This window comes from Burkholderia sp. IT-111MI5, assembly GCF_949752865.1.
In the GTDB taxonomy this organism is placed as follows: Bacteria; Pseudomonadota; Gammaproteobacteria; order Burkholderiales; family Burkholderiaceae; genus Burkholderia; species Burkholderia pyrrocinia_C.
On sequence record NZ_CATKIF010000066.1, the window covers coordinates 1 to 26052 of the forward strand.

Consider the following 26052-nt stretch of genomic DNA (forward strand, 5'->3'; position numbering starts at 1 on the left):
GGAAAAGGCACCCGATCGGGTGCCTTTCTCATTTCCAGCCGGCCGGAACCGCGCGGTACGCGTCAGGTTACGCGCCGAGTTCCGAATGGTCGCCGTGCGACTGCTTCACGGTATCGACGCTCGCGTCGTTCTGCGGCGACGCTTCCTTCGACGCCGTCGTCTTCGCCGACGTCGCGGCTTCGAGCGTCGCATGCACGCGCTTCGCGCCGCCTGCCGATGCCGTTACGGCAGCGGCCGTGACGATCGGCTTCGCCGGCGCCTGCGGTGCATTGACCGGCACGCTGCGGCCATGCGACACGTCGCGCAGCCGGCCGCGCTCGGCCATCACCTTCGCGCCGTATGCGTTGTCGTCGGGGTTCGTCGAGCCGTTGTACAGCCGCAGGCCGTTCGCGAGCGAGCCGCCGCGGGCGATGCAGTCCTTCAGCACGAGCGCGCCGACCTGGAGGTTCGCGAGCGGCTGCAGTGCGGTATCGGTGCCGCCGAAATACTCGAACTTGTCGGAATGGACCTTCGACATGACCTGCATCAGGCCCTTCGCGCCGACGCCGCTTTCGGCGTAAGGGTTGAAGCCCGACTCGATCGCCATCACGGACAGCAGCAGGAGCGGATCGAGGCCGACGTCACGGCCGGTCTGGAACGCGGCCTTGACGAGCTGGCCGAGCGGCTCCTGAGCGATGCGGTAACGGCGCGACAGATAGGTCGCGACGAGCGCCTGTTCGCGGTTCGACGCGAGCGCACGATCGTCGCGCGCGTCGGCCGGCACCCGCTGGGTCGGGATCAGTTTCGCGAGCGCGACGGGCGACGGGCCGTTGCGGGCCGGATCGGACGCATCGCCCTGCGCGGCGGCTTCCGGTGCGACATCGAGGCCGACCGCAAGTGCGTCCGTTTCGGGACTCTCTTCCTGCTGCGGCTGCGCGCCGGCAGGCGCGAAGTTCGGCAGCGGATGGCCGGACAGCAAACGGGCAGGCCCGGCCTGCACGGCCGCGGATACGACCGGCATCAGCTTCGCGGCAAGCGTGCCGCGTACGGTCGGCAGCAGCCACAGTGCAAGCGCAACCGCGACAGCGAGACAGCCGACAACGCTGAATAGATGGTGACTGACACGCGTCCCGCGACGCAGCATGTTGCGCACGATTTGCGCATGCTGCTCAGTGGGACGCCACGATAACCAAGCGTTCATTCAGATCATCTCCCATGAACATGACTCGTGCGGCTCGCTCAGCTCGAAGGCGAGACAGAAACGCGCCGCGGAATCACGACGCCGCACGCCTTGGTTGGGACGTGCAAGCATCGGGGAAACGGTATAAGTACCGTTCGAGGCCACGGTGTAAGAAGGCCGACGCCTTCGCACACTGGGCGAGACGGGCATACGCGGTGGCACCCACGCAAAAAACCAGCGTCTGGTAGCGCTGGCTGGGACTACGACTAAGGCCGTCGAATACGCCGTGCAGGGTTCGGCGGACGGTGACGCGCTGCGTCAAAGATCGGTGATTGGCGGCTCGAAGCCTTTTACCCTGCAACCAATGTGAGCGGATTCTAGCAGGGTTTTATAGATCGTCAACACTATAAAATCTCAAAATCATAACAAAAAGTAATTTAAAGCCGCCCTTCAGATCGGGAGCCCCGTGCCGTAGGGGGTTTGCGCGCGATCGACTTTTTTCGCGGCCGGGCGTCCATGCGGCAGGCCGGGTAAAATCGTCGGTCGATTCGGGGACGCAGCCGGCCGCTGCGCCCGCCCACCGTCGCCCGCCATGCGGGCGGCCCGGACCTTCTTCATGAAATACAAAGACTTACGCGATTTCATCCAGCGCCTCGAGGCGCTCGGCGAACTGCGGCGCGTCACGCAACCCGTGTCGCCCGTGCTCGAAATGACCGAGCTGTGCGACCGCGTGCTGCGCGCCGGCGGCCCTGCGCTGCTGTTCAACGCGCCGCCCGGTTATGCGTTTCCCGTGCTCGGCAACCTGTTCGGCACGCCGCGCCGCGTCGCACTCGGGATGGGCGTCGATGCGGGCGACGACGCCGCGCTCGGCTCGCTGCGCGATCTCGGGCGCCTGCTGTCCGCGCTGAAGGAGCCCGACCCGCCGAAGAGCCTGAAGGACGCCGGCAAGCTGCTGTCGCTCGCGAAGGCCGTGTGGGACATGGCGCCGAAGTCGGTGTCGTCGCCGCCGTGCCAGGAGATCGTCTGGGAAGGCGCCGACGTCGACCTGCACAAGCTGCCGATCCAGACCTGCTGGCCCGGCGACGCGGGGCCGCTCGTCACGTGGGGCCTGACGGTCACGCGCGGTCCGAACAAGTCGCGCCAGAACCTCGGCATCTACCGCCAGCAGCTGATCGGCCGCAACAAGCTGATCATGCGCTGGCTCGCGCATCGCGGCGGCGCGCTCGACTTCCGCGAATTCGCGCTGCAGAACCCCGGCAAGCCGTATCCGGTCGCGGTCGTGCTCGGCGCCGATCCGGCCACGACGCTCGGCGCGGTGACGCCCGTGCCCGATTCGCTGTCCGAATATCAGTTCGCCGGCCTGCTGCGCGGCAGCCGCACCGAGCTCGCCAAGTGCCTGACGCCCGGCGTCGACACGCTGCAGGTGCCCGCGCGCGCGGAGATCGTGCTCGAAGGCTTCATCCATCCGCAGGACGGCACCCCTGCCCCCGCTCCGGCCGGCGCGCCGCCGCGGCCGGCCGGCAACGCGTCCGCCGCGTACGAGCACGCGCTCGAAGGGCCGTACGGCGACCACACCGGCTATTACAACGAGCAGGAGTGGTTTCCGGTGTTCACCGTCGAACGCATCACGATGCGCCGCGACGCGATCTACCACTCGACCTACACGGGCAAACCGCCCGACGAGCCCGCGGTGCTCGGCGTCGCGCTCAACGAGGTATTCGTGCCGCTGCTGCAGAAGCAGTTCACGGAGATCACCGACTTCTACCTGCCGCCCGAAGGCTGCAGCTACCGGATGGCCATCGTCCAGATGAGGAAGAGCTACGCGGGCCACGCGAAGCGCGTGATGTTCGGCGTGTGGAGCTTCCTGCGGCAGTTCATGTATACGAAGTTCATCGTGGTCGTCGACGAGGACGTGAACATCCGCGACTGGAAGGAAGTGATCTGGGCGATCACGACGCGCGTCGACCCCGTGCGCGACACGGTGATGGTCGACAGCACGCCGATCGACTATCTCGATTTCGCGTCGCCGGTTGCCGGCCTTGGCTCGAAGATGGGGCTCGACGCGACCAACAAGTGGCCCGGCGAGACGAACCGGGAATGGGGCCGTCCGATCGAGATGGACGCGGCCGTGAAGGCACGCGTCGACCGGCTCTGGCAGGAGATCGGACTCTGAGGCCGTAGCCGGCGCCCGCCGGCCCGTGGCATCGCACCTACCACCAGAACGACGAAGATGAGCTTTCCTCCCGCCTCGATGCTGTCCGACGGTTTCTTCCTGTCGCTGTCGCTGTGTCTCGACATCGGCCTCGTGAACGTCGCGATGCTGTCGCTGACGCTGTCGCACGGCTTCCGGCCGGGCTTCTGGCTCGGCGTCGGCTCGTGCGTCGGCGATCTCCTCTACGCGGCGCTCGCGCTCGCGGGGATGGCCGTGCTGCTGCAGTTCGAGGCCGTGCGCTGGATCGTCTGGATCGGCGGCGGTGCCGTGCTGCTGTTCCTCACGTGGAAGATGGCGCGCGAAGCGCTTGCGCCGGCCAGGGCGGCCGACGACGACGCGGACGAGGCACCGCCGCCGCGCGCAAGCGCGCGGCGCAGTTTCCTGCGCGGGATGCTGCTCGCGATGTCGTCGCCGAGCGCGATCCTGTGGTTCGCGGCGGTCGGCGGCGCACTGATCGCGAAAGCCGGCGCGACCACGCCGGCCACCGCGTCGGTGTTCCTGTCGGGCTTCTTCCTCGGCGGCCTCGCGTGGACGCTCTTCATGTGCACGCTCGCGAGCCAGGGCCGCAAGCGCGCGGGCGCCGGGCTGATGCGCGCGTGCCACGTCGCGTCGGCGCTGCTGTTCGCCTATTTCTCGTACAGCGTGATCGTCGGCGGCTACCGCGACCTGATCGCGCACGCGGCGTAAGCGAAGCCGGCCTGCACGGGCCGCGCGTCGAGCCGCGGCACCAATAAAAAAACGGCGCAGCGCCCCTCGCGGGACGTTGCGCCGTTTTGCCACGCGCGGTCAGGCCGCGCGGGACGAATCAGCGACGCCAGTAGCCGTGATGGCCCCAGCCGCCGTAGCCATGACGCCAGTACGGACGACCGTAGTAACCGCCGTAGCCGCCGACGACCACCGCGGGCGGCGGCGCATAGTAGGCCGGTGCCGGTGCGTAGTACACGGGCGGAGGCGGCGGCGCGTAGTACACGGGCGGCGGCGGTGCATAAACGGGATACGCGGGCGCGACCGGGATACCGATGCCGACCCCGATCGACACGTGAGCCTGCGCGGCGCTTGCGGCACCCAGACCCAGCGCGGCGGCGGCGATGAACGGAATGAGCTTTTTCACTTCGATTCTCCTGCTGGAGCGGTATTTTCTGCGCCCCTGTCGGCAACGGCGGGCATGCACGTTGCATGGAAGCAATGTAGCGAAAACCCGCCTCTCGCGTGTTTCGCATTTGTTGCAAATTGCAATTGCAGGCGGCCGGAGCCGCCGTGCGGCGTGGCTTCCAGAGCCTGCGGCGAGCCTTGCAGGTCGCGCGATTCCGTCCGACGAGTCGGGGCGCGACGCGACGATCGGTCAGTCTTACCGGATGCGGCACGCGCGGCGGACACGCGCACGTAATGAACGATTACAAATTTGAAACAGGACGCCGACGATTCAACAGGAACGTGCGCGCAGCCTGTTTCAGGGTCGGGTTCACTGAACGGAATTCGACCGTGATGCAGGACGCAAATACGCGTGTGATCGCACCGCATACCGGTAATGACTACATGCGTCCGCGCGGAAATCGACCTTACGCGACCGCGCCTTCATTCCTGCGATACTGGCGGCTGCTTCGTTTTCGCTTACGTCCCCGCCGCCATGTCTCTTCCCGACACACCCCGTCTCGGCTTCATCGGCGCCGGCCGCCTCGCGCGCTGCGTTGCGCAGCGCTTCGCGCAGGCCGGCTTTCCCGTCGTCGCGATCGCGAGCCGCACGCCCGAATCGGCCGCGGCGCTCGCCGCGCGCATCGACGGCTGCCGGGCCGTCGACACGCCGCAGCAGGTCGCCGACGCCGCCGACCTGATCTTCCTGACGGTCCCCGACGACCATCTCGCGTCGACCGCCGCGGCGCTCCGCTTCGACGCGTCGCGCGCCGCCAGTCAGGCAGTCGTCCACTGCAGCGGTGCGTCGGCGGTCGCGCTGCTCGATCCGGCGAAACGGCAAGGTGCGGCCACCGGCGGCTTCCATCCGCTCTACCTGTTCGGCGGCACCGACGCCGACCTCGCGCGCATCGACGGCTGCTCGGTCACGATCGAAGCCGACGGCGCGCTGCACGCGACGCTGATGCGACTTGCTGCCGCACTCGGCTGCCATCCGCTGTCGATTCCGGCCGGCGGCCGGATGCTCTATCACGCGGCCGCGCACTACGCGGCGAGCTTCGCGCTGTGCGGGCTGTCGGAAGCGGTCGAGCTGTGGCGCGGCCTCGGTTTCGACGAGGAAGCCGCGCTGCGCGCACTGCTGCCGATGCTCGCCGGCACGATCGAAACCGCGCGCGACAAGGGGCTCGCGAACGCGCTCGCCGGCCCGGTGTCGCGCGGCGATACGGGCATCGTCGAACGCCAGCTGGCGCTGCTCGAAGCACGCGGCGGCGATCACGCGACGCTGTACGCGCTGATGACGCGCCGCGCGATCGCGCTCGCGGCGAAGCGCGCCGCGCCGCCGGCGTCGCTGCCGGCGCTCGCCGAAGCCGTCGAAACGTCGCTCGCGCGCACGGCCGCGCACCCCTCCCCGTCGCGAGACGAGGCGTGATAAGGTGTCGGCCGATGCGCCGCCATCCGGCGTTGGCGGCCGCACGCTACTCGACTGTATAAAAAGGATGCCAACGATGTTCGGCGAGATCGCCCGTTTTCTGCTCAATACCGTCTTCACGCTGTTCGGCGCCGCGCTGATCCTGCGCGTCTGGATGCAGGCCGTCCGCGTGCCGCCGTACAACCCCGTCACGCAGGCCGTGCTGCAGGCGACCAACTGGCTCGTGCTGCCGCTGCGCCGCGTGATCGCGGGCGTACGCGGCATCGACTGGGCCAGCGTCGTCGCCGCGCTGCTGACCGCGCTCGTCTACGTCGTGCTGATGGTCGTGATGGCCGGCTTCGATCCGGCCGCGGTGATCCCGACGCTCGTCGTGGTCGCGCTGCTCACCGTCGTGAAGTGGGCACTCAACCTCGTGATCTGGATGACGATCCTGATGGCGCTGCTGTCGTGGCTCAACCCGCGCTCGCCGGCGATGCCGATCCTGTTCCAGCTCACCGCGCCGTTCCTGAACCCGCTGCGCCGCATCATCCCGAACCTCGGCGGCATCGACCTGTCGCCGATCCTGCTGTTCGTGATCGTGCAGGTGCTGCTGATGATCGTCACGCGCGCCGCCGTGTCGCTGACGATCTTCGGCATCTGACCGACGCTGCCCCCTACGCCGCCGGCCCCTGCGCCGGCGGCGCGCCGAGCGTGTCGATCACGCCGAAGCGCGCCGGAATCATCGCGTAGCATACGCGCACTTTCTCGCGCGACAACCGTTCGAGCAAACGCTGCGCCTCGTCCTCGGTGACGATGAATTCGACCTCGATCGCGAGCGAACCCTGCAGCTCGAAGAAGCGGTCCTCGTGCAGCACGCGATGCTGGCCGAAGCCGGCCATCGCGCGAAACGCGGAACCGCCCGCGACGCCCATCCGGTTCGCCTCCTCCAGCAGCCATTCCCACAGCGGTTTCCAGTGCAGCCGGTGCTGCTCGTGCACATAGAAACGCAAGAAGACCCTGTCCATCGCTCCCTCCGATGGCGGCACGCTCAGGCCGCCGCGAGCCACGCGCGCGCGGTCCACATGCCGAGCGCCGTCAGCGCGAACGATCCAGTCAAGTGTAGGGCAGCCACCGCAAACGCCCATCCGAATTCGCCCTGCAACGCATGCGTCATCACTTCGACCGAATAGGTCGAGAACGTCGTGAGGCCGCCGAGGAAGCCCGTGATCACGAACAGCCGCCACTCGGGCGGCAGCCCGACGCGGGTCGTGAACACGACGGCGGCGATGCCGATCACGTAGCCGCCGATCAGGTTCGCGGCGAGCGTGCCGAGCGGCACCTCGGGAAAGAATTCGTTGAGCGCGAGGCTCAGGAACCAGCGCAGCAACGCGCCGAGCCCGGCGCCGACGAAGATCGCGACGATCGAATAGAACAAGGGCACTCCTCGCTGACGACGCCGCGTGGCGGATGCGGCCTACGCTGAACTGTATGCGGAATCGCGCCGCGGCCGCAACGCCGGCGGAGCGGGCCGTCGTGCGCCGGATCGTGTCGCACCGGCGCGATGCATTTCATTATTCCCGCGAATCCGCCGCACTCGATATTTTCCGACGCATTACGCAGGACATTACAAATCAATTAAAAATCAATTGATTATCTACCAGCCTTTCAAAAATCGGCAAAGCAACTTCATCCGCTGCACGCCCACCTTTAAAACCCCATATTTCACGGGGCTTCCGCGTAGTTTCCCTTATCAGACATTCCCGTATCCGGCCGATATTCCATGCAATTAACTTCGCCGATTTTGTAGACTTGTTCCGCCAACCCACTCCATCGACATGGAGACTCGAAAAATGAACAATATCCGCCTGTCATCCATGTTGATTCCGGCGCTGTGCGCGTCGCTGCTCGCATCGAGCGTCGCGCTCGCCGACGGCAACGGACCGCCGTCCTACGTCGAAGGCAACCGCGCGCCGAAAGGATACGCGCGCCCGCCGTTCCATACCAAGCCGCGCGCGAGCACGGCTTCGATATCCGGCCTCACGCCCGCGCTCACCCGACACGCGTACGGGTTCGACACGATCGCCAACCAGGGCGACGGGATGGTCGTCGCGATCGTCGATGCGTACGACGACCCGAAGATCGAGGCCGATCTCGGCGTGTTCAGCAACGCGTTCTCGCTGCCGGCCTGCACGTCGTCGAACGGCTGCTTCACCAAGGTGTACGCGCGCGGCACACGGCCCAGGACCGATTCGGGCTGGGCGCTCGAGACGTCGCTCGACGTCGAATGGGTGCATGCGATCGCGCCGAAGGCGAAGATCGTGCTCGTCGAGGCCGCGTCGGCCAGCTTCAGCGACCTGCTGGCCGCGGTCGACGTCGCGGTCAAGCGCGGCGCGTCGGTCGTGTCGATGAGTTTCGGGGGCAGCGAGTTCGGCAGCGAGGCCGGCTTCGACAGCCACTTCAACGTCGCGGGCGTCACGTTCGTCGCGTCGTCCGGCGACAGCGGCGCCGGGACCGATTACCCGGCGGCGTCGCCGTACGTGGTGGCGGTGGGCGGCACGACGTTGTCCATCGATGCGTACGGCAACTACGTCGGCGAGGCGGCGTGGAGCGGCAGCGGCGGCGGCGTGAGCACCGTCGAGGCCGAGCCGGCCGGCCAGACCGCGTGGCCGGTTCCGGTCGCCGGCAAGCGCGGCGTGCCCGACGTCAGCTACGACGCGAATCCGTCCAGCGGTTTCGCGGTGTACGACTCGGTCGCCTACCAGGGGCAGGCGGGCTGGTTCCAGGTCGGCGGCACGAGCGCGGGCGCGCCGCAATGGTCGGCGCTCGTCGCGATCGCGAATTCGCTGCGCGCGGCGGCCGGCAAGAGCCGGTTGAGCGGCACCTACGATTCGCTCTATACGGTCGGGAAAACCGCGTACGGCAGCGACTTTCACGACGTGACGACCGGGTCCAACGGCAATTGCGGCAGCGTCTGCAACGCAGCGGGCGGCTACGACTACGTGACGGGTCTCGGTTCGCCGCAAGCACCTGCGCTCGTGCAGGCGCTCGTCGCCCAGCCGTAACCGCGCGGGCGTCGCCGGTCAGCCCGTGGCGTGGCGTTCAGCCGCCACGCCATGCGCGGTCGAGCGCAGTCAGCGTCGCCAGCGCACCGCCCTTCAACCCGATCACGTCCGCACGGCGCGCATGTGCCTCTCGCGCGTTGATGCGAATCACGTCGGCACCCAGCCGTTCGCTCAGCAGGCGCACGGTCGGAATCGCGGTGCCCGCGCCGATCTCGACCACGGCGACGCGCCCGGCCCGCGCGATCCAGTCTTCCAGCGCACGTTCCTGCGCGTCGTAGCGCGCACCGAGCCAGCCGGTGTCGCCGAACATCAGGATGTTCGGTCGCGCGAGGCCGCCGCAGTGCGGGCAGCGCGGCGCTTCGCCGACCAGCCGGCAGGTCGCTTCGTCGACGTCCGGCACGAACGGCGCCGCGTCCCACGTGTCGTCCGAACAGGGCCGCAGGCACTGCATCGCGTGAATCGAGCCGTGGATCTCGACGATCCGCGCCGGATCGAAGCCGGCTTTCTGGAACTGGCCGTCGACGTTGCTCGTCAGCACGAAGCCGCCGTTCGGCATCGCGTCGATCCAGCGACGCAGGATCGCGAAACCCGCATGCGGCACCGTCGCGCGGTAAAGCGCGAGACGGTGTCCGTAGAACCCCCACGCGAGCTGCGCGCGCGCACGGAACGCGTGCGGCGATGCGATCTCGTGGAATTCGAAACGCTCGTGGCGCAGCGCCGGATACGCGCGCCAGAAACCGTCCGTACCGCGGAAATCGGGCAGCCCGGAATCGACGCCGATGCCTGCGCCGGCCGTCACGAGCAACGCGTCGGCGCGCGCGAGCACGTCAACCGCGGCAGCGACGAGATCGGCGGGAAGCTGTGCGGCGGCAGCGGTGGAATCGTCGGGATCGGGGAACGGCATGATGGGCGGCGGTAACGTCGAACGGGTCGCGGGTCGCGGGTCGCAGGTCGCGGGTCGCGGGTCGCGGGTCGCGGGTCGCGGGTCGCGTCGCGATCATACGCCGGTTCGGGTGCCGCGCCGCATGCGCGATGCAGCGGCATGACGCGATCGCAACGTTGCGATCCGGCATGGCGCCGGGCTTTTCCCGCGGCAGCCGACGCAGGGAGGCCCCGGCGATGCCGCGACCCGGCACCTCCCCACCTGCTCAGCTATCCGAATCGTCTTGCGCGACCGGAATCTCGTCGACCGCGAAATAGACCGGCTTGCCGAGCTGCCGCGCGAGGCTGACGTCCGCGTCCGCGCCACGCGACGCGCCGTCGATCCGCCATACCGCATCGCAGCGCCGCAGCAGCCGGTGCGCGGCCGGATACAGGAACGCCTCGCTGATCTCGTCGCCGACCTGCCGCGACCCGGCCGCGACCGCGAGCGGCAGCGACACCCACTCGCCGATCATCGGCACATGCCCGCGGCGATACACGGCGAGCGCGGCCGCTTCCAGCCGGTGCAGGTTCGCGGCGATGCGCGCGGGGTCGCCGTCCGTGCCGCTGCGATAGGGGCCGGCGACCAGCACGAGCAGCGGCGTCATGCCGCGCGCGCGCCGGCGGTTTCCCGCAGCGCGACGTATTGCAGCAGCATGATCGTCTTCGCGTCGACGATCTCGCCGCGCTCTATCGCGTCCAGCGCGGCGTGCAGCGGCATCTCGACGACCTCGAGATCCTCGCCCTCTTCCGCGACGCCGCCGCCGTCGCCGGTGCGCAGCGACGCATCGTATTCGCCGACGAAGAAATGCAGCTTCTCCGTCACGGACCCCGGGCTCATGAACGCCTCGAACACCTTGCGCACGCCGCGCACGCGATAGCCGGTCTCCTCCTCGGCCTCCGCGCGGATGCGTGCTTCAGGCGTCGCGTCGTCGAGCAGGCCGGCAGCGGCCTCGAGCAGCATCCCGTCGTGCCCGCTGACGAACGCCGGCATCCGGAATTGCCGCGTCAGCAGCACGTCGCCCGTGCCCGCATTGCGCAGCAGGATGGTCGCGCCGTTGCCGCGATCGTAGGTCTCGCGGCTCAGGCGCTGCCACGTTCCGTCGCGGCGCAGGAAATCGAACGTCACCTTCTTCAGCACATACCAGTCATCGGACAGCACCGTCGTATCGACGATGCGCACGCGCTCCCGCGTTGCAGCCATTGCAGCCTCCCATTCGACAAAAGACGGCGCCCATGGTAACGTGCATATTCGTGCAACCTCAAGAAATTTCGTGCAAACACGATGCTGACGACGCAACGCAAGAAAGCGATCCTCGATGCGCTCGCACGCGACGGCCAGGTGCTGGCGGTCGAACTGAGCGCGCAATTCGGCGTGTCCGAAGACACGATCCGCCGCGACCTGCGCGAACTCGCGGCCGAAGGCCTGCTGCAGCGCGTGCATGGCGGCGCGCTGCCGGCGTCGCCGGCCGTCGCGCCGTTCGCGCAGCGCGAGGTGCTCGAAACGGCGGAAAAGCGGCGCATCGCAAGGCGGGCCGCGCAGATGATCGCGCCGGGGCAAGTGGCGATCGTCGACGGCGGCACGACGTCGGCGCTGCTCGTCAGCCAGCTGCCGGCCGACCTGCGCGCGACGATCGTCACGCACAGCCCGAGCGTCGCGGTCGCGCTGGCCGCGCATCCGTCGATCGACGTGATCCTGATCGGCGGGCGGCTCTACAAGCATTCGATCGTGGCTGTCGGCGCCGCGGCGATGGAAGGCATCGCGCGCATCCATGCGGACCTGTACTTCATGGGCGTCACGGGCGTGCATCCGGTCGCGGGGCTCAGTACCGGCGATTTCGAGGAAGCGGCGATCAAGCGCGCGCTGGCCGAACGCGCGGCCGAGACGGTCGTGCTCGCGTCGCAGTCGAAACTGCGCGCGGCGTCGCAGTTCGTGATCGGCGACATCACGCTCGCGCAGACCGTCGTGGTCGAGAAGGAAACCGAAGCCGCGCTGACGAAGCCGATCGAGGCCGCGGGCGTGACGGTCGTGCGCGCATAGCGGCAGCGGTTCGAATCCGTGCGGTTGCGCCGGATCTCGACTGCGGTTTTCATCACGCCAACGCCGCACCGATGTCAGCGTGCTGACAGGCACCGCTTGCTAACATGGGCGCCCGCCCAATCGCTACGCGCCGCACGCACGATGCCCTCGCCCTCCGCCACCACCCCGCCGGCGCCGCCCACCGGCGATGCGCCGCCGCCCGGCGTCCTCGCGCTGTTCGTCGCGTTCGCGCAGATCGGCCTGACCAGCTTCGGCGGCGGGCTCAGCGGGCGGATGATGCGCGACTTCGTGCACGAGCGGCGCTGGCTCGACGAAGAGGCGTTCCTCAACGGCCTCGCGCTGTCGCAGGCGCTGCCGGGCGTCAACGTGAAGAACCTCGCGATCTGGATCGGCTACCGGCTCGCCGGATGGCGCGGCGCGGTGGCCGGCTTCGCCGGCATCATCGCGCCGCCGGCCGTGCTGATCGTGCTGTTCGGCGTCGCGTTCTCGACCCTCACGCGCTTCCCGCTCACGCATGTCGCACTCGCCGGCGCGGCCGCCGCCGCGATCGGGCTGTCGATCTCGATGGCGATCACGGCGGTGCGCCGGCTGCCGCGCCGCGCGTTGCCGTTCGCGGTGACGACACTCACCTTCGTGTCGGTTGCGGTGCTGCACTGGCCGCTCGTATGGACCGTGCTGATCGGCGGCACGCTGAGCGTCGCGCTCGAATACCGACGCGCGGCCACCACGCCCGCCGGGAGCGACAAGCCATGACCGCGTCGCAACGCTACGCCGCGCTGTTCGGCGTGTTCGCGCCGCTGTCGATCGCGACGATCGGCGGCGGGCAGGCGATCATCGCCGACCTCCAGCGGCAGGTTGTCGACGTGCATCACTGGATGACCGCCACGCAGTTCGTGAACGACTTCGCAATTGCGCGGATGGCGCCGGGCCCCGGCTCGTTGCTTGCGACGCTGATCGGCTGGCAGGTGGCCGGCTTCTGGGGCGCGGTGATCGCGACGCTCGCGCTGTTCGGCCCGACCGCGTTCCTGATCTACGGCGTCGCGCACCTGTGGCGGCGGCACCAGGGCGCGCGCTGGCAGATCGCGCTCGAAGCCGGCCTGCGCCCGGTCGCGGCCGGCATGATTCTCGCGTCGGTGTGGGTGCTGCTGCAGGCGCTCGACGGCGGCTGGCCCGCACGCGTGATCGCGGTCGCGTCGACGCTGTGCGTGATGGTCTCGCGCATTCACGCGCTGCTGCTGATCGCGGTGGGCGCGCTGCTGCTCGTCGGCGTGCACGCGATCGGCGGCGTGTAACTCACACCGCCGTCGCGCCGCGGCGCCGCCCTGGCACCTCAACACCTATACGCCGCGAAACACCGGCGCGCGCCGCTCCGCAAACGCACGCAGCCCTTCGTCGAAATCCGCGCCTTCGCACGCTTGCCGGCGCAGTTCGGCAATCCGCTCGAACGCATCGACCGGCAACGGCCGTGCGTCCTGCAGCACACGCAACTGCTCCTTCACGGCATGAACCGCGAGCGGCGCCTTCGCGGCAATCGTGCGCGCGACGTCGAGCGCCGCATCGTCGACGCCGCCCGCGTCGGCCAGCCGGTTCACGAGCCCGTGATGCGCGGCGCGCTCCGCATCGAGCGGCTGCGCGCAGAAGAACATCTCCTTCAACACGTGGATCGGCAGGTTGTCGTAGAAGCGCAGCAGGCCGCTCGTCGAATACGGCAGGCCGATGTTCGCGGGCGTCATCGCGAAGCGCGCGTCGCGTGCCGCGACGACGAGGTCGCAGCTCATCACGAGATCGACCGCCCCGCCCCACGCCGATCCCGCCACCGCCGCGATCACCGCGCCCGGATAGGTCCGCACGCGCCGCAGCGCCCGTTCGAGCGGCTTGCCGTATGCGAGCGGATCGCGGTCGTCGGCCAGTTCGCGCAGGTCGTGTCCCGCGCTCCACACGTCGCCGCTGCCGTCGTTCGACAGGATCACGACGGGCGGCGGACGGAAGGCTGCGAGCGCATCTAGGCGCGCGACGAGCGCGTCGAGCAACGGTGCGTCGAGCGCATGCCGCCGAGCCGGATTCGCGAACCGCACGCGCGCGATCCGCTCGCCGATCATGTCGACCGTCACGCGCGATGCGCTTTCGTGTTTCGTCGTGTCGGTCATTGCAGGGCCTCCGCCACCGCTTCCGCCTGGAAGATCGCACGCTCCGCCAGCAGCGCGTCGATCGCATCGTCGCCGTAGCCCGCTTCGCGCAGCACGTCGACCGTATGCTCGCCGAGCAGCGGCGGCGCATGGCGCGTGCGCGGCGCCGGCACATCGTCGCCCATCCCGCCGAGCGGCGTGACGACCTGGCGCAGCGTTCCGAGCGTCGGATGCGCGACCGGTTCGACCAGCCCGCAGTGCGCGAGCTGCGGATCGTCGAACACTTCGTCGAGCGTATTGATCGGCCCGGCCGGCAACCCGGCCTCGACGAAACGCTGCGTCCATTCGCGCTTGCCGCGCGTGCGCAGCCGGCTTTCGAGCAGCGCTTTCAGCGCGTCGCGGTGCTCGACGCGCGCATCGTTGGTCGCGAAGCGCGGATCGCTCGGCAGCTCGGGCAGGTCCAGCAACCGGCACAGCCGCAGCCACATGTCGGTCGTGATCGGCGCGAGGTTGAGCGGCCCGTCGGCCGTCTCGAACACGCCATACGGCGCGATCACCGCATGCGCATTGCCGGTGCGGCGCGGCACGTCGCCAAGGCTCAGGTAGCGTTGCCCGTGCACGCTCAGCAGCGCGACGAGGCTTTCGAGCAGCGACGTGCCGACATGCTGCCCGCGCCCCGTGCGCTCGCGCTCGAACAACGCGGCCATCACGCCGGTCGCGACCCACATCCCCGAGCTGAGATCGCCGATCGCGGTGCCCGTGCGGGTCGGCTCGCCGTCCGGAAAGCCGGTGAGACTCATCAGCCCCGCATAACCCTGCGCGATCTGGTCGAAGCCCGGCCAGTCGCGCAACGGGCCGCGCGGGCCGAACGCGGTGACGCTGCCCATCACGAGCCGCGGATCGCGCGCGCTCAGCGCGGCGTAGCCGAGCCCCATCGCGTCCATCGTGCCGGCCTTGAAATTCTCGATCACGACGTCGGCCTGCGCGATCAGCCGCCGCACGACGTCGAGGCCGGCCGGCTGCCGGAAATCCACGCAGACGCCGCGCTTGTTGCGGTTGCAGGACAGGTAGTACGTGCTCACGCCGCGATCGAACGGCCCCCACGCGCGGCTCATGTCGCCGCTCGGCCCCGACTCGACCTTGATCACGTCGGCGCCGAGATCGGCGAGCACCATCGAGCAGAACGGCCCCGACAGCGCGCGACTCAGATCGACGACCCTGATTCCTTGTAATGCCTGCATTCCGGACTCCTGATATTGATGACGGGATGTTGTGTGTTTCCGAACGATCGCGGCGCGCCGCTCATTCGGGCAGCGTCTGATGGCGCGTTTCGACCGCGAACGGCAGGATCAGGATGCCGAGCACGAACACGGCTGCGGTCCATGCGACCGGCACGCCGAGCGAACCGTAGCCGTGAATCGCGGCGCCGAGCAGGAAGTTCACGCCCGCGCCGATGAAGCGGCCGACCGACGCGTTGAACGCGAACGCGGTGGCCCGTACGCGCGTCGGATACTGCTCGGGCAGCCACAGCGAGAAGATCGCGAAGTTGCCGCCGAAGAAACCGAGGAACGCGAGCGACACCATGAACGCCGTGAGCCCGTTCGGCTGGTAGAACGCCCAGCCGAACGCGAACACGATCGCACCGGCCATGCCCGCGAAATACACGCCGAGCGCTGCGCGCCGGCCGAGCCGTTCCGACAGCCACGGCGCGACCAGGCAGCCGGCGATCGTCGCGCACGACAGGATCCCCGCGCCGACCGATGCAAGCCGCATCGCGCCGATGTGATCGATGCCCGCGCGCGCCGCCAGCGTACTGACCGCGCTCGCCTCGTAGACCGAGCCGGCCCACAGCCCGACGATCGCAACGCCGACGAGGCTCGCGCTCGTCAGCGTGCGGCGCAGGAACGCCGGCGCGAAAATCTCGCGCAGCGGATGCGCGCGCCGCGCGTCGGCCGCGTCGCCGTCGCGCGCGTCGTGCCGGCGCCACTGCCCCGGTTCCTTCACGCGCATCACGGTGAACACCGCGAGCAGCGCGGGAGCGAGCCCGCACAGGAACATCGCGCGCCAGCCGTAGGTCGCACCGATCGTGTAGTTCAGGCAGGCCGCGATGAAGAAGCCGAAGTAGTAGCCCGTCTGCAGGTAGCCGGCGCCCATCTTGCGGCGGTCCTCCGGCCAGCTCTCGGCGACGTAGGTGCCCGCGAGCGCCCATTCGCCGCCGACGCCGATCCCGGCGATCAGCCGGCACGCGGCCAGCGCCCACACGTCGTGCACGAACGCGGCCGCGCCGGTGAACACCGAATAGATCAGGATGCTCGCGGCGAGCGTACGCACGCGGCCGAAGCGGTCGGCGAGCGGCCCCCAGACGAACGACAGCCCCCAGCCGATCAGGAACAGCGCGAACAGGATCGAGCCGTACATGCCGAGATTCGCGGGCGTCGCCGCGATGCCGGATGCCGGCAGCAGTTCGGTCAGTGCGGGAATCAGCACGAGCGCGTAGATCACCGAATCCACGCCGTCGAGCACCCAGCCCGCGTACACGGCCCAGAAGCCCTTGACCTGCTCGCGCGTGAGCGGCGTGCGCCGCGGCTTCGCGCCGGCCGCCGGCGCGTCGATCGCCTTGAACATCTTCGTCTCCTTGCCGGCGGGGCCGGCGCTGTTGCCGCGTTCGGTCCGGGATGGCCGGCGGGCTGGCTCTTTTGTGAGACGAGTATAGAAATACCTTCGATCGCCGAAAAATATGATATTCATCTCGATCGATCGGATTGGCTTATGGCTTGAATCGGGAGACGGCGGCGATGGACTTGAGACAGTTGCGCTATTTCGTGAAGGTCGTCGAATGCGGCAACGTCACGCATGCGAGCGAGGCGCTGCATGTCGCGCAGCCCGCGGTGAGCCAGCAGATGCGCAATCTCGAACGGGATCTCGGGATGCAGCTGCTCGAACGGAGCGTGCGCGGCGTCGCGCCGACCGCCGCCGGCCGCACGCTTTACCAGCATGCGCTCGAACTGCTGCGCCAGGCCGACGGCACGCGCGAGCTGCTGCGCCGCGACGCCGATACGCCGCAGGGCCGCGTGACGGTCGGCATGCCGTCGAGCACCGCGCGCGTGCTGGCGATTCCACTCGCACGCGCGGTGCGCGACCGCTATCCGGGCATCATGCTGGAGCTGATCGAGGCGCCGAGCGCCGATCTCGACACGCTGCTCGAACGCGCGCGGCTCGATCTCGCGATCGTCGTCGACGCGGTCGACGCGCGCGGCATCGCGATCCACCGGCTGCTGACGGAAACGCTGTACCTGATCACGTGGCCCGGGTTTCCGGTGCCGGACGATCCCGTGCCGCTCGATACGATCGCGCGGATGCCGCTCGTGCTGCCAAGCGCGCCGAACACGATCCGCAACCGCGTCGACTGGGCGATGCGCGAGGCCGGGCTGTCGTACGAGATCAGCTTCGAGGCGAGCTCGACCGGGCTGCTGTTCGCGGCCGTGATGGCGCAGCTCGGCGTGACGATCCTGCCGTGGACGGCCGCGCACGTCGAGATCGAGGAACGCAAGCTCAAGCTGTCGACGGTCGCGCACCGGCTGTTCGCGCGCGACCTGTCGCTGTGTTGGCACGATACGGCGCTCGTCAGCAATGCGGTGCAGAAGGTGAAGGCCGAGATCGTGCGGCTGTTCGACACGCTCGGGCAGCGGCCGGAATGGGCGGCCGGCGATGCCGGCCGCGCGTGACCGGCGCGGCGCGGGAGCATTGACAACGCTCCCCGGCGCCCCTTGACGTTGCTCCCATCGTAACCATCACCGGTTCAGCTTGAGAGGTTGTCGGCCCGCTCGCGCTCGACACCCCTGCCTTCCTCTAAGACCTGCTGCTTGGCGCGGGCCTGTTCACGTCGGTCGGCCCCGAGGACGCCTTCGTCATCAAGCGCTCGATCTCGAGCTCCTATCTGCTCTCCATCGCCCTCGTCTGCGCAGGCAGCGACGCGCTGCTGATCGCGCTCGGCGCGCTTCACGCGTCAGCGGCCCGACAGCTTGCGAAACGCGTCGTGCGCGTCGGCATGCAGTTCGAAGCCGATGCCCGGTGCCTGCGGCACGCGTGCGTAGCCTGCGTCGACGGTTTCGCCATCGGCGAGTCCGCTGAACGGATGGAACGCAAACGGATTGACTTCCGCGCCGCCGAGCCCGAGCGCGGCAACGACGTGCAGCGAGAACAGATGGCCGCCATGCGGCCAGAACGCGCCGCGCCGCCAGCCGCGCGACACGAAGTGGTCGACGATCTGCAGATAGCCCGGCAGCCCGTAGCAATGCACCGGATCGAACACCAGCACGTCGCGATCGCTGCGCAGGCCGCCGTAGCGGTCGAGCAGCTTCGCTTCCGCGAGCGAGAACAGTGCTTCGCCTGCTGCGATCGGCGGTGAGTATCGCGCGGCGAGGTCTGCCTGGAGCGGCAGATCGTGCGGGTCGCAGATGTCCTCGAACCACCAGAGGCCGAACGGCGCGAGCATCGTCGCGGCCGCTTGCACGGTCGCTGCGTCGTACGTGTTCATCGCGTCGACCGCGAGATGCGAGCTGCCGGCGAGTTGGGCAGCGGCGGCTTCGATGCGTCGTCGGTCCTGATCGAGTTCCGCGCCGCCGATCTTGATCTTCGCATGCGTGTAGCCGAGATCGGCGATGCGGCGCATCTCGTCCGACAGGCGTGCGAGATCGTCATGCGGATAGCGGTACCCGCCGCCCGCGTACACGCGTACGCGTGATGCCGCGACGCGTTCAAGCCGGTCGGCGAGAAAGCGATGAAGCGGCAGGTTGGCGATCTTCGCGGCGGCATCCCAGATCGCCATGTCGAGCGTGCCGACTGCGACGCATCGTTCGCCGTGCCCGCCGGGTTTTTCGCCGGCCATCATCGCGCGCCAAGCGTGGAACGGGTCGAGGTTGGTGCCGGCTTCGTCGGCAAGCGTGTCGGCGGCGGCCAGCAGGCGCGGCGCGAACCGTTCGCGGATCAGGCCGCCCTGCGCGAAACGGCCGACCGATGCGTAGCCGTATCCTGTCACCGGGCGGCCGTCGCGCACGACGTCGGTGACGACCGCGACGACACTTGTCGTCAGCCCGCCGGATGGAATGGACGGGTCGGCGTAACGGGAGACGGGGATCGCTTGCTCATGGATGGCAGTGATGCGCATGGTCGGGTTCCGGTGGGGCGTCCGGCGCATGCGATGGTTCAAGCGGTGCGGCCGGAACGATAAGCAGACCGCTGCATCATAGGCGCTGGCGCGGCCGGGCGCAGGCGTTCGTTACCGGTGTCGGCCATCTCGCCGCCACGGCTGTACGGTCGCAGGGAAGTCGGCCTTGATCACGGCGAAGATGCCGCGGACCGATACCACGGGCGCGACAGCCGTTCGACCGGCCCGAATCGCTATCCCGGCAATCCTGTGGACGAAACAACGGTGTAGGCCCGGATACGCCCCGCAACCGCCCGGCATACGCGTTCTGCGAGCGTCATCTTGTTCTTAATGTGCATGGGCCCTTGCAACATGCAAGGGCCGCGATGACAGAGGCCGCGAACCGGGAAGGTATCCGGGCGACGACGATATGCGTGGACGAATCTACAAGCCCGCTCAGGCGAAGACGAAGTACTTGCGCACCGTCTCCACCACTTCCCAGGTTCCTTTCATGCCGGGTTCAATCACGAACACATCGCCGGCTTTCAGGTGCACCGACTCCTCGCCTTCCGGCGTGATGATGCAGTAACCGTCGAGGAAGTGGCAGTACTCCCATTTCTCGTAGTTCACCTCGAACTTGCCCGGGGTGCAGATCCAGGTGCCCATGATCTTGCTGCCGTCCTTGGAGACGTAAGCGTTGAGGTTCACGGTGTGCGGATCGCCGCCGATGCGCTTCCACTTGGTCGCGTCAAGGACCGGAGTCGGGCAGGTTTCGCGCAAAACGGTGATGAAATCGGACATGTCAGCTCCAAACGATCGGGTAAGTGATCCGTCACGTTAGTTCGGAAGCGCTACCGGGGCTTGTATGCTTCCGACACCGACTCGTCTATTTTCGACACCGGCTCGGGTGTAAGCGCGCTGCCCCCTGGCTCGGGCGGAATGGCCCCAGATTTGCGGATTCAACCATTCGAGCAAATCGCGTCGACGGACCGTTTTTGGCCGATCTTTGACGACCATTCTCGGCGACGCCACCGCCCCACGATCCAGCCATGCCAGTTTCGCTGCCATCACCCCAAACCGCCCGCTTGCCATCCCCACGTCAAACCCTGTAGAATTGCGCGTTCTGCGGGCGTCGTATAATGGCCATTACCTCAGCTTCCCAAGCTGATGACGTGGGTTCGATTCCCATCGCCCGCTCCACTTTCCGGCTGCACGGCAGCCTGCGCAAAAGCCGCCTCGTCGAAGGCGGCTTTTTTGTACCATGTGCCGGTTCACCCGACACACTGCTGCGCGCAACGGGCCCTCGCCCGCAACAACGCCTTTCTCTGTACCGATGATGCACGACGATCCGAACGAAGCCGGCCTGCCGCCGCACGACGACGCCATTCCCGACGAAGCCGCCGACGGCGCCGACGGAGTCAATCCGCTGCACCACCGCCGCATTCGCAGCTTCGTCACGCGCGCCGGCCGCGTGTCGACCGGCCAGCGCCGCGCGCTCGACGAGCTCGGCCCGCGCTTCGTCGTCCCGTATGCGCCGGAGATGCCCGACTGGAATGCGGTGTTCGGCCGCAGCGCGCCGCGCATCCTCGAGATCGGCTTCGGGATGGGCGCATCGACCGCGGAAATCGCCGCGAACCGCCCCGGCGACGACTTCCTCGGCGTCGAAGTGCACGAGCCGGGCGTCGGCGCGCTGCTGAAGCTGATCGGCGAGCAGAACCTGTCGAACATCCGCATCATCCAGCACGACGCGGTCGAAGTGCTCGAGCACATGCTCGCGCCGGAAAGCCTCGACGGCGTGCATATCTTCTTCCCCGATCCGTGGCACAAGGCGCGCCACCACAAGCGCCGGCTGATCCAGCCGCCGCTCGTCGCGCATCTCGCGTCGCGCCTGAAGCCCGGTGCGTACATTCACTGTGCGACCGACTGGCAGAACTACGCGGAACAGATGCTGGAAGTGCTCGGCGCGGAACCGACGCTCGAAAACACGGCTACCGACTACGCGCCGCGCCCCGACTATCGCCCGGTGACGAAGTTCGAACGGCGCGGGCTGCGGCTCGGCCACGGCGTGTGGGATCTGGTGTTCCGCAAGCGCGCAAACTAAGCAATTCCGCGCTGAGGCGGAGCACGTTGCGCTGCCCCGGACGACAAAACGGCCCGACCGGCATCTGCCGATCGGGCCGTTTTTTTTCGGAAGCGCGCTCGCCTCCGTATCTGCATCACGCCCAGTTCAACCAGCCGCTGTACCCCACCAGCAGCACGAACAACCCGAACGCAATCCGGTACCACGCGAACACCGTGAAATCGTGCGTCGCGACGTAGCGCAGCAGCCAGCGCACGCACACGAACGCGCTGACGAACGCGGCGACGAGCCCGAGTGCGAACAGGCCGAGCGAATCGACGGTGAACGCCTGCCAGTCCTTGACGGTTTCGTAGAGCGTCGCGCCGAAGATGATCGGAATCGCGAGGAAGAACGAGAATTCGGTGGCGACGCGCCGGTCGAGGCCGAACAGCATCCCGCCGATGATCGTCGAGCCCGACCGCGACATGCCGGGAATCAACGCGAAGCACTGCGCGATACCGACCTTCAGCGCATCGAGCGGCGTCAGTGCATCGACCGACATCACGCGCGGCGGCTCGCCGCGCTCGCGCTGCCGCGCCTCGGCCCACAGGATGATCGCGCCGCCCACGACGAGCGCGAACGCGACGGGCACCGGCGAGAACAGCACGGCCTTGATCTTCTTCTCGAACAGGAGGCCGAGGGCGATCGCGGGAATCGTCGCGATCACGACGTTCAGCGTGAAGCGCCGCGCGTCGGGCCGGCTCGGCAGCCCGGACACGATCGATGCGATCCGTTGCCGGTACTCCCAGCAAACCGCGAGGATCGCGCCGAACTGGATCACGACGTCGAAGGTTTTCGCGTGCGAATCGTTGAAATTCAGGAAGCTGCCCGCGACGATCAGGTGACCGGTGCTCGACACCGGCAGGAATTCCGTCAGCCCCTCGACGACGCCGAGGATCAATGCCTTGCAGATCAGGATCCAGTCCATCCGTGGCCCAACTCCGAAATGGTCGAAAGGAAGGGCCAGGTTGCCGCGCGGCCCGCTCGGCCGCGCGGTTCGACGTCATTTTTCGACGATCGCCACGCGTATGCCGTTTGTAAGAATCGTAATTGTACCGGGTTCGTAGTTCACCCCGGCAAATTGCAGCTGTTCAGGCTTGAACGTGTAGATCGGATAGTTGGTCAGCAACTGCGTCGCGAGCAGGCCGGCGGCAGCGCCGACCTGTTGCCCGTACATCTGCGCGTCGCCGTCGAGCACGAGGCTGTCGACGGACGGCGCCTTCAGCACGACCGAGCGGCTCGGCGCGTCGTACGCGAGCTGGCCCGACACGGTGAACTTGCCGCTGACGGGCGCGCGCAGGAACGGGCTCGCGAAATTCGCGTCGAGCTGCACGGCGACGCGGTTCTGGTCGGGCAGCAGGTTGACGGCCGGGTTCGCGAGCGACACGTCGACGACCTGCGCGACCGTCTTCTGGTACGGGAACTTGCGCGCGACGGCTTTCTGCACGTCGCCGCGCGAGAACGTGTAGTGATCGGGGATGAACGGGAACGTCGACGCGCACGCGGCGAGCGACAGCGTCACGCCGATGGCGCCGACGGTTGCGGCGAGAAAACGGCGCCGGCCGGGCGCGCGAGGTGCGGTCATGCTTGAACAATCTCCTGTATCCGGCGCAGCGGCGATCGGGCGATCGGCGCTGCGCCCATGCCGGGCAATCGACCGGAGTTAGTGCTTCAACCCGCGCCGCGGGTTCCATGCGTCGTATTCGCGTCGAACGCGGCCGGCAATCCGCTACCGCCCGATGCCGCCACGCGGCGACGGCTGCGTCGCGGCCTCGAGGCGCGTGAGCCACGCGAGCGCGTCGCCGCGCGATGCGCCGCACATGTCGGCGGACGGCTGCAGCCCCGAACAGCACGCGGGGCGCTCGGGCCGGCCGAAGATCCGGCAGCGCAGGTCGTCGCCGAGCTGCACACAGCGCACGCCGGCCGGCTTGCCGTCGGGCATGCCCGGAATCGGGCTGGAAATCGACGGCGCGATGCAGCACGCGCCGCAGCCCTCGCGGCACGCGTGCGGCGGCGGGACATCGGCGGGTGCCGGGCGGACAGGCATTTCGACGGACACTCGGCTCTCTCGAACGAACAACAAAAAACGGTGCGGCAACCGGACGCGGCGTCCGGCAGCCCACCCCGCATTGTGCCATCGCCGGCTGCGACGTTATTACGCAATGCAGCCGAATCGGGCGTTTATATACTCGAAAGCATCTGAAAAGTGAAAAGCGCGAGACCATCATGAGCTCCGGTTCTGCCGACATAATGTTCCGTCCCGATTTGCTCACGAAATACGGCGCGAACGGGCCGCGCTATACGTCGTACCCCACCGCGCTGCAGTTCCGCGACGATTTCGACCCGGCCGACTACGTGCGCGCGGCCGGCGACCCCGGCGCGTCGTCGAGCGAGCTGTCGCTGTATTTCCACATCCCGTTCTGCAACACCGCGTGCTTCTACTGCGGCTGCAACAAGATTGCGACCAACAACCGCCGCCGCGCGCGCCCGTATCTCGACCAGCTCAAGCGCGAGATGGCGCTGCAGGCCGCGCTGTTCGACCCGGCCCGCCCGGTCACGCAGCTGCACTGGGGCGGCGGCACGCCGACCTTTCTTTCCGACGACGAAACGGCCGAGCTGATGGCGGCCACCCGCGAGTACTTCGCGCTCGCGCCGGACGCCGACGCCGAGTTCTCGATCGAGATCGACCCGCGCACGGTCACGCCCGCGACGCTCGTGCACCTGCGCACGATCGGCTTCAACCGGCTGAGCCTCGGCGTGCAGGATTTCGATCCGGTCGTGCAGCAGGCGATCAACCGCATCCAGCCGCTCGCGATGACGGCCGACCTGCTCGCTGCCGCGCGCGCGACGGGCTTCCATTCGGTCAGCGTCGACCTGATCTACGGGCTGCCGCACCAGACGGTCGCCGTGTTCGCGCGCACGCTCGAGACGATCATCGAACTCGCGCCCGACCGGCTGTCGGTGTTCGGCTACGCGCACATGCCGCACCTGTTCAAGATGCAGCGGCAGATCGACGATGCGACGCTGGCGCCGCCCGAAACGCGCATCGCGCTGCTCGGCCTCGCGATCGACATGCTGACGTCGGCCGGCTACGTGTACATCGGGATGGACCACTTCGCTCGGCCGTCCGACGAACTCGTGCGAGCACAACAGAACGGCACGCTGCAGCGCAATTTCCAGGGCTACAGCACGCGCGCGGATACCGACCTCGTCGGTTTCGGCGTGTCGTCGATCGGCAAGGTCGGCGACGTCTACGCGCAGAACGCGAAGGACCTGCCCGCGTACGGCGCCGCGCTCGACGCGGGCCGGCTGCCGATCGTGCGCGGCGTGCGGCTCACGCCCGACGACCGGCTGCGCCGCGACGTGATCACGCAACTGATGTGCAACCTCGACCTGCCGTTCTCGCATGTCGAGGCCGCGCACGGCATCCGCTTCGCCGATCATTTCGCGCGCGAGCTCGACGCGCTGCGCCCGTTCGAGCGCGACGGGCTGCTGACGATCGCGCGCGACCGCCTGACGATCCATCCGGCCGGCCGAATGGTCGTGCGCAACATCGCGATGGCGTTCGACGCGTATCTCGGGCAGACGTCTCAACAGCGCTACTCGCGCACGGTCTAGCGCCAGCGCCAAACCGGCGGCCGCACGCGGGCGTGCCGCCGGTTTGCTACAGTGTGAGGCTTCCGCTCCGCCAGAACCCGCACGATGCGCACCACCAAAGCGACCTACGCGGTCGAACGCCTGAAGACCCGCTCCGGCAACCCGCAATTCGCGGCCGTCGCGATGGCGGGCGGCCTGTTCTATCTCGTCGACCGCTCCGGCGGCACCGCAGAGAAGCGCTGCGAGCCGCTGCCGCTCGACGAGTTCGTCAAGTTCGTCGACGAATTCGGCCCCAAAAAGCCGCGCAAGGCGAGCAAGCTCGACCTCGCATTCGAGGCGCAGATCAAGAAGAGCAAAGGGTAAAGGTCTGTTGCAGGCTGCCTGAAGGCTTGACCGCCGCCCTGTTTGGTACAATCGCGTAGTTTATCTACCCCCGCTGATGGCCGACCAGGCTGCGTGACCACACCATGAATATCGAAAACGCGCGTTTCAACATGATCGAACAGCAGATCCGTCCGTGGGACGTGCTGGATCTGGACGTCCTGGGCCTGCTGTCGATCGTCAAGCGTGAAAACTACGTTCAACCCGAATACCGCGATCTCGCGTTCGCCGATCTCGAACTGCCGCTGCCCGGCGGCACCAGCAAGATGCTGTTCCCGCGCGTCGAAGCGCGTGTGCTGCAGGAGCTGACGGTCAAGAAGCACGAGAACGTGCTGCTGATCGGCGCGGGCTCGGGCTACCTGGCCGCGCTGTTCGCGCATCGCGCGCAGCACGTGACGGCCGTCGAGATCGATCCGGCGATCGCGAAGTTCGCGGAAGACAACCTTCGCAACGACGGCGTGACCAACGCGGAAGTCGTGCTCGGCGACGGTTCGCGCGGCTGGGCCGGCAAGGCGCCGTACGACGTGATCTGCGTCGCGGGCGGCCTGCCCGTCGTGCCGCAGGAAATGCTCGAACAGCTGAAGGTCGGCGGCCGCCTGTCGGCGTTCGTCGGCGGCCGTCCGGTGATGAAGGCGCAGATCATCACGCGCATCGACGACAAGCAGTACCGCGTCGCCGACGTGTTCGAAACCTACATCGACCACCTCGTCAACGCGATCGAGCCGTCGCGCTTCAAGTTCTGAGCGGCGGAG

General features: G+C 68.1%; 28 protein-coding genes and 1 tRNA gene. 14 read left to right on the top strand and 15 right to left on the bottom strand.

The genetic code is table 11. The features are described from left to right. Positions 1-67 precede the first annotated feature (67 nt). Positions 68-1180 (bottom strand): lytic transglycosylase domain-containing protein, encoded by a 1113-nt coding sequence (locus ACM6JT_RS29390; protein ID WP_131947158.1) that lies wholly within the window; start codon positions 1178-1180, stop codon positions 68-70. A gap of 595 nt (positions 1181-1775) precedes the next feature. On the opposite strand from ACM6JT_RS29390, the gene ACM6JT_RS29395 reads away from it, so the two are divergent. Together ACM6JT_RS29395 and ACM6JT_RS29400 are read left to right on the top strand one after the other, a co-directional pair. Then, positions 1776-3332, top strand: a complete 1557-nt coding sequence (locus ACM6JT_RS29395; RefSeq protein ID WP_034182944.1) for a UbiD family decarboxylase — start codon at positions 1776-1778, stop codon at positions 3330-3332. Positions 3333-3389: 57 nt separating this feature from the next. Further along, entirely contained in the window at positions 3390-4058 is a 669-nt protein-coding gene (locus tag ACM6JT_RS29400) for a LysE family translocator (protein WP_131947160.1), read from the top strand. 118 nt (positions 4059-4176) lie between these two features. Here ACM6JT_RS29400 and ACM6JT_RS29405 read toward each other — a convergent pair whose 3' ends face one another. Next, on the bottom strand, positions 4177-4482 hold the full coding sequence (locus ACM6JT_RS29405) for a hypothetical protein (RefSeq protein WP_027783774.1): 306 nt from the start codon (positions 4480-4482) through the stop codon (positions 4177-4179). 516 nt (positions 4483-4998) lie between these two features. Here ACM6JT_RS29405 and ACM6JT_RS29410 point away from each other — a divergent pair. Both ACM6JT_RS29410 and ACM6JT_RS29415 read left to right on the top strand, forming a co-directional pair. Continuing rightward, positions 4999-5928 carry a Rossmann-like and DUF2520 domain-containing protein gene (locus ACM6JT_RS29410; protein ID WP_414857779.1) on the top strand — a complete coding sequence of 310 codons (930 nt, stop codon included), beginning with the start codon at positions 4999-5001 and terminating at the stop codon, positions 5926-5928. 76 nt (positions 5929-6004) lie between these two features. Continuing rightward, positions 6005-6568, top strand: a complete 564-nt coding sequence (locus ACM6JT_RS29415; protein WP_034182941.1) for a YggT family protein — start codon at positions 6005-6007, stop codon at positions 6566-6568. A 13-nt stretch (positions 6569-6581) separates the two neighbouring features. On the opposite strand, the gene ACM6JT_RS29420 is transcribed toward ACM6JT_RS29415, so the two are convergent. Next, positions 6582-6932, bottom strand: coding sequence for a DUF190 domain-containing protein (locus ACM6JT_RS29420; protein WP_034183430.1), 351 nt, complete (start codon positions 6930-6932; stop codon positions 6582-6584). 23 nt (positions 6933-6955) lie between these two features. Next, positions 6956-7342: a fluoride efflux transporter CrcB gene (gene crcB / locus ACM6JT_RS29425; RefSeq protein ID WP_034182940.1), complete on the bottom strand. Its 387-nt coding sequence runs from the start codon at positions 7340-7342 to the stop codon at positions 6956-6958. Between the two features lie 415 nt (positions 7343-7757). Here crcB and ACM6JT_RS29430 point away from each other — a divergent pair, with 415 nt between their 5' ends. Further along, a complete protein-coding gene (locus ACM6JT_RS29430; protein WP_175748784.1) occupies positions 7758-8969 on the top strand; it encodes a S53 family peptidase in 1212 nt (403 codons plus the stop codon). A gap of 37 nt (positions 8970-9006) precedes the next feature. Here the strand turns inward: ACM6JT_RS29430 and ACM6JT_RS29435 are convergent, their stop codons facing one another. From ACM6JT_RS29435 to ACM6JT_RS29445, 3 genes are all read right to left on the bottom strand, one after another. Next, on the bottom strand, positions 9007-9873 hold the full coding sequence (locus ACM6JT_RS29435) for an SIR2 family NAD-dependent protein deacylase (RefSeq protein ID WP_414857780.1): 867 nt from the start codon (positions 9871-9873) through the stop codon (positions 9007-9009). Positions 9874-10117: 244 nt separating this feature from the next. Then, complete coding sequence (locus tag ACM6JT_RS29440; protein ID WP_414857781.1) at positions 10118-10498, bottom strand: DUF4406 domain-containing protein; 381 nt, start codon at positions 10496-10498, stop codon at positions 10118-10120. Continuing rightward, positions 10495-11094 (bottom strand): NUDIX domain-containing protein, encoded by a 600-nt coding sequence (locus ACM6JT_RS29445; RefSeq protein ID WP_034182936.1) that lies wholly within the window; start codon positions 11092-11094, stop codon positions 10495-10497. The genes ACM6JT_RS29440 and ACM6JT_RS29445 overlap by 4 nt, the downstream gene beginning before the upstream one ends. 81 nt (positions 11095-11175) lie before the next feature. Here ACM6JT_RS29445 and ACM6JT_RS29450 point away from each other — a divergent pair, with 81 nt between their 5' ends. From ACM6JT_RS29450 to ACM6JT_RS29460, 3 genes are all read left to right on the top strand, one after another. Then, complete coding sequence (locus ACM6JT_RS29450; protein ID WP_034182935.1) at positions 11176-11931, top strand: DeoR/GlpR family DNA-binding transcription regulator; 756 nt, start codon at positions 11176-11178, stop codon at positions 11929-11931. Positions 11932-12072: 141 nt separating this feature from the next. Further along, the gene (locus ACM6JT_RS29455; RefSeq protein ID WP_414857782.1) at positions 12073-12684 is read left to right on the top strand and encodes a chromate transporter; all 612 of its coding nucleotides are present in this window, start codon (positions 12073-12075) and stop codon (positions 12682-12684) included. Beyond that, entirely contained in the window at positions 12681-13223 is a 543-nt protein-coding gene (locus tag ACM6JT_RS29460) for a chromate transporter (RefSeq protein ID WP_034182933.1), read from the top strand. The genes ACM6JT_RS29455 and ACM6JT_RS29460 overlap by 4 nt, the downstream gene beginning before the upstream one ends. A gap of 45 nt (positions 13224-13268) precedes the next feature. Here ACM6JT_RS29460 and scpB read toward each other — a convergent pair whose 3' ends face one another. From scpB to ACM6JT_RS29475, 3 genes are all read right to left on the bottom strand, one after another. After that, complete coding sequence (gene scpB, locus ACM6JT_RS29465) at positions 13269-14078, bottom strand: methylmalonyl-CoA decarboxylase (RefSeq protein WP_243565273.1); 810 nt, start codon at positions 14076-14078, stop codon at positions 13269-13271. Next, positions 14075-15298, bottom strand: coding sequence for a CaiB/BaiF CoA transferase family protein (locus ACM6JT_RS29470; protein ID WP_131947171.1), 1224 nt, complete (start codon positions 15296-15298; stop codon positions 14075-14077). Before ACM6JT_RS29470 ends, scpB begins: the two co-directional genes overlap by 4 nt. Positions 15299-15359: 61 nt before the next feature. Then, the gene (locus ACM6JT_RS29475; RefSeq protein ID WP_414857783.1) at positions 15360-16682 is read right to left on the bottom strand and encodes an MFS transporter; all 1323 of its coding nucleotides are present in this window, start codon (positions 16680-16682) and stop codon (positions 15360-15362) included. Between the two features lie 170 nt (positions 16683-16852). Between ACM6JT_RS29475 and ACM6JT_RS29480 the strand changes: the two genes are divergently transcribed. After that, positions 16853-17782: a LysR substrate-binding domain-containing protein gene (locus tag ACM6JT_RS29480; protein ID WP_414857784.1), complete on the top strand. Its 930-nt coding sequence runs from the start codon at positions 16853-16855 to the stop codon at positions 17780-17782. Positions 17783-18063: 281 nt separating this feature from the next. On the opposite strand, the gene ACM6JT_RS29485 is transcribed toward ACM6JT_RS29480, so the two are convergent. Then, complete coding sequence (locus ACM6JT_RS29485; RefSeq protein WP_414857785.1) at positions 18064-19224, bottom strand: enolase C-terminal domain-like protein; 1161 nt, start codon at positions 19222-19224, stop codon at positions 18064-18066. 435 nt (positions 19225-19659) lie between these two features. Continuing rightward, positions 19660-20004: a cupin domain-containing protein gene (locus tag ACM6JT_RS29490; protein ID WP_152864713.1), complete on the bottom strand. Its 345-nt coding sequence runs from the start codon at positions 20002-20004 to the stop codon at positions 19660-19662. Between the two features lie 324 nt (positions 20005-20328). Here ACM6JT_RS29490 and ACM6JT_RS29495 point away from each other — a divergent pair. Together ACM6JT_RS29495 and trmB are read left to right on the top strand one after the other, a co-directional pair. Beyond that, positions 20329-20403, top strand: a tRNA-Gly gene (locus ACM6JT_RS29495). Positions 20404-20536: 133 nt separating this feature from the next. After that, positions 20537-21304, top strand: coding sequence for a tRNA (guanosine(46)-N7)-methyltransferase TrmB (gene trmB, locus ACM6JT_RS29500; RefSeq protein WP_175748777.1), 768 nt, complete (start codon positions 20537-20539; stop codon positions 21302-21304). A gap of 115 nt (positions 21305-21419) precedes the next feature. Here the strand turns inward: trmB and ACM6JT_RS29505 are convergent, their stop codons facing one another. The 3 genes from ACM6JT_RS29505 to ACM6JT_RS29515 all read right to left on the bottom strand — a co-directional run bounded on the left by ACM6JT_RS29505 (position 21420) and on the right by ACM6JT_RS29515 (position 23369). After that, a complete protein-coding gene (locus tag ACM6JT_RS29505; protein WP_034182924.1) occupies positions 21420-22250 on the bottom strand; it encodes an undecaprenyl-diphosphate phosphatase in 831 nt (276 codons plus the stop codon). Positions 22251-22325: 75 nt separating this feature from the next. Further along, positions 22326-22907, bottom strand: a complete 582-nt coding sequence (locus ACM6JT_RS29510) for a DUF1439 domain-containing protein (RefSeq protein ID WP_175748776.1) — start codon at positions 22905-22907, stop codon at positions 22326-22328. Positions 22908-23051: 144 nt separating this feature from the next. Then, positions 23052-23369 carry a YkgJ family cysteine cluster protein gene (locus ACM6JT_RS29515; protein WP_034183429.1) on the bottom strand — a complete coding sequence of 106 codons (318 nt, stop codon included), beginning with the start codon at positions 23367-23369 and terminating at the stop codon, positions 23052-23054. A gap of 179 nt (positions 23370-23548) precedes the next feature. Here ACM6JT_RS29515 and hemN point away from each other — a divergent pair, with 179 nt between their 5' ends. The 3 genes from hemN (at position 23549) to ACM6JT_RS29530 (ending at position 26043) form a co-directional block, all read left to right on the top strand. Continuing rightward, on the top strand, positions 23549-24940 hold the full coding sequence (gene hemN, locus ACM6JT_RS29520; protein WP_034182922.1) for an oxygen-independent coproporphyrinogen III oxidase: 1392 nt from the start codon (positions 23549-23551) through the stop codon (positions 24938-24940). A gap of 84 nt (positions 24941-25024) precedes the next feature. Next, positions 25025-25282, top strand: a complete 258-nt coding sequence (locus ACM6JT_RS29525) for a hypothetical protein (RefSeq protein ID WP_034182921.1) — start codon at positions 25025-25027, stop codon at positions 25280-25282. 104 nt (positions 25283-25386) lie between these two features. Beyond that, complete coding sequence (locus tag ACM6JT_RS29530; protein ID WP_034182920.1) at positions 25387-26043, top strand: protein-L-isoaspartate O-methyltransferase family protein; 657 nt, start codon at positions 25387-25389, stop codon at positions 26041-26043. Positions 26044-26052: the final 9 nt, after the last annotated feature.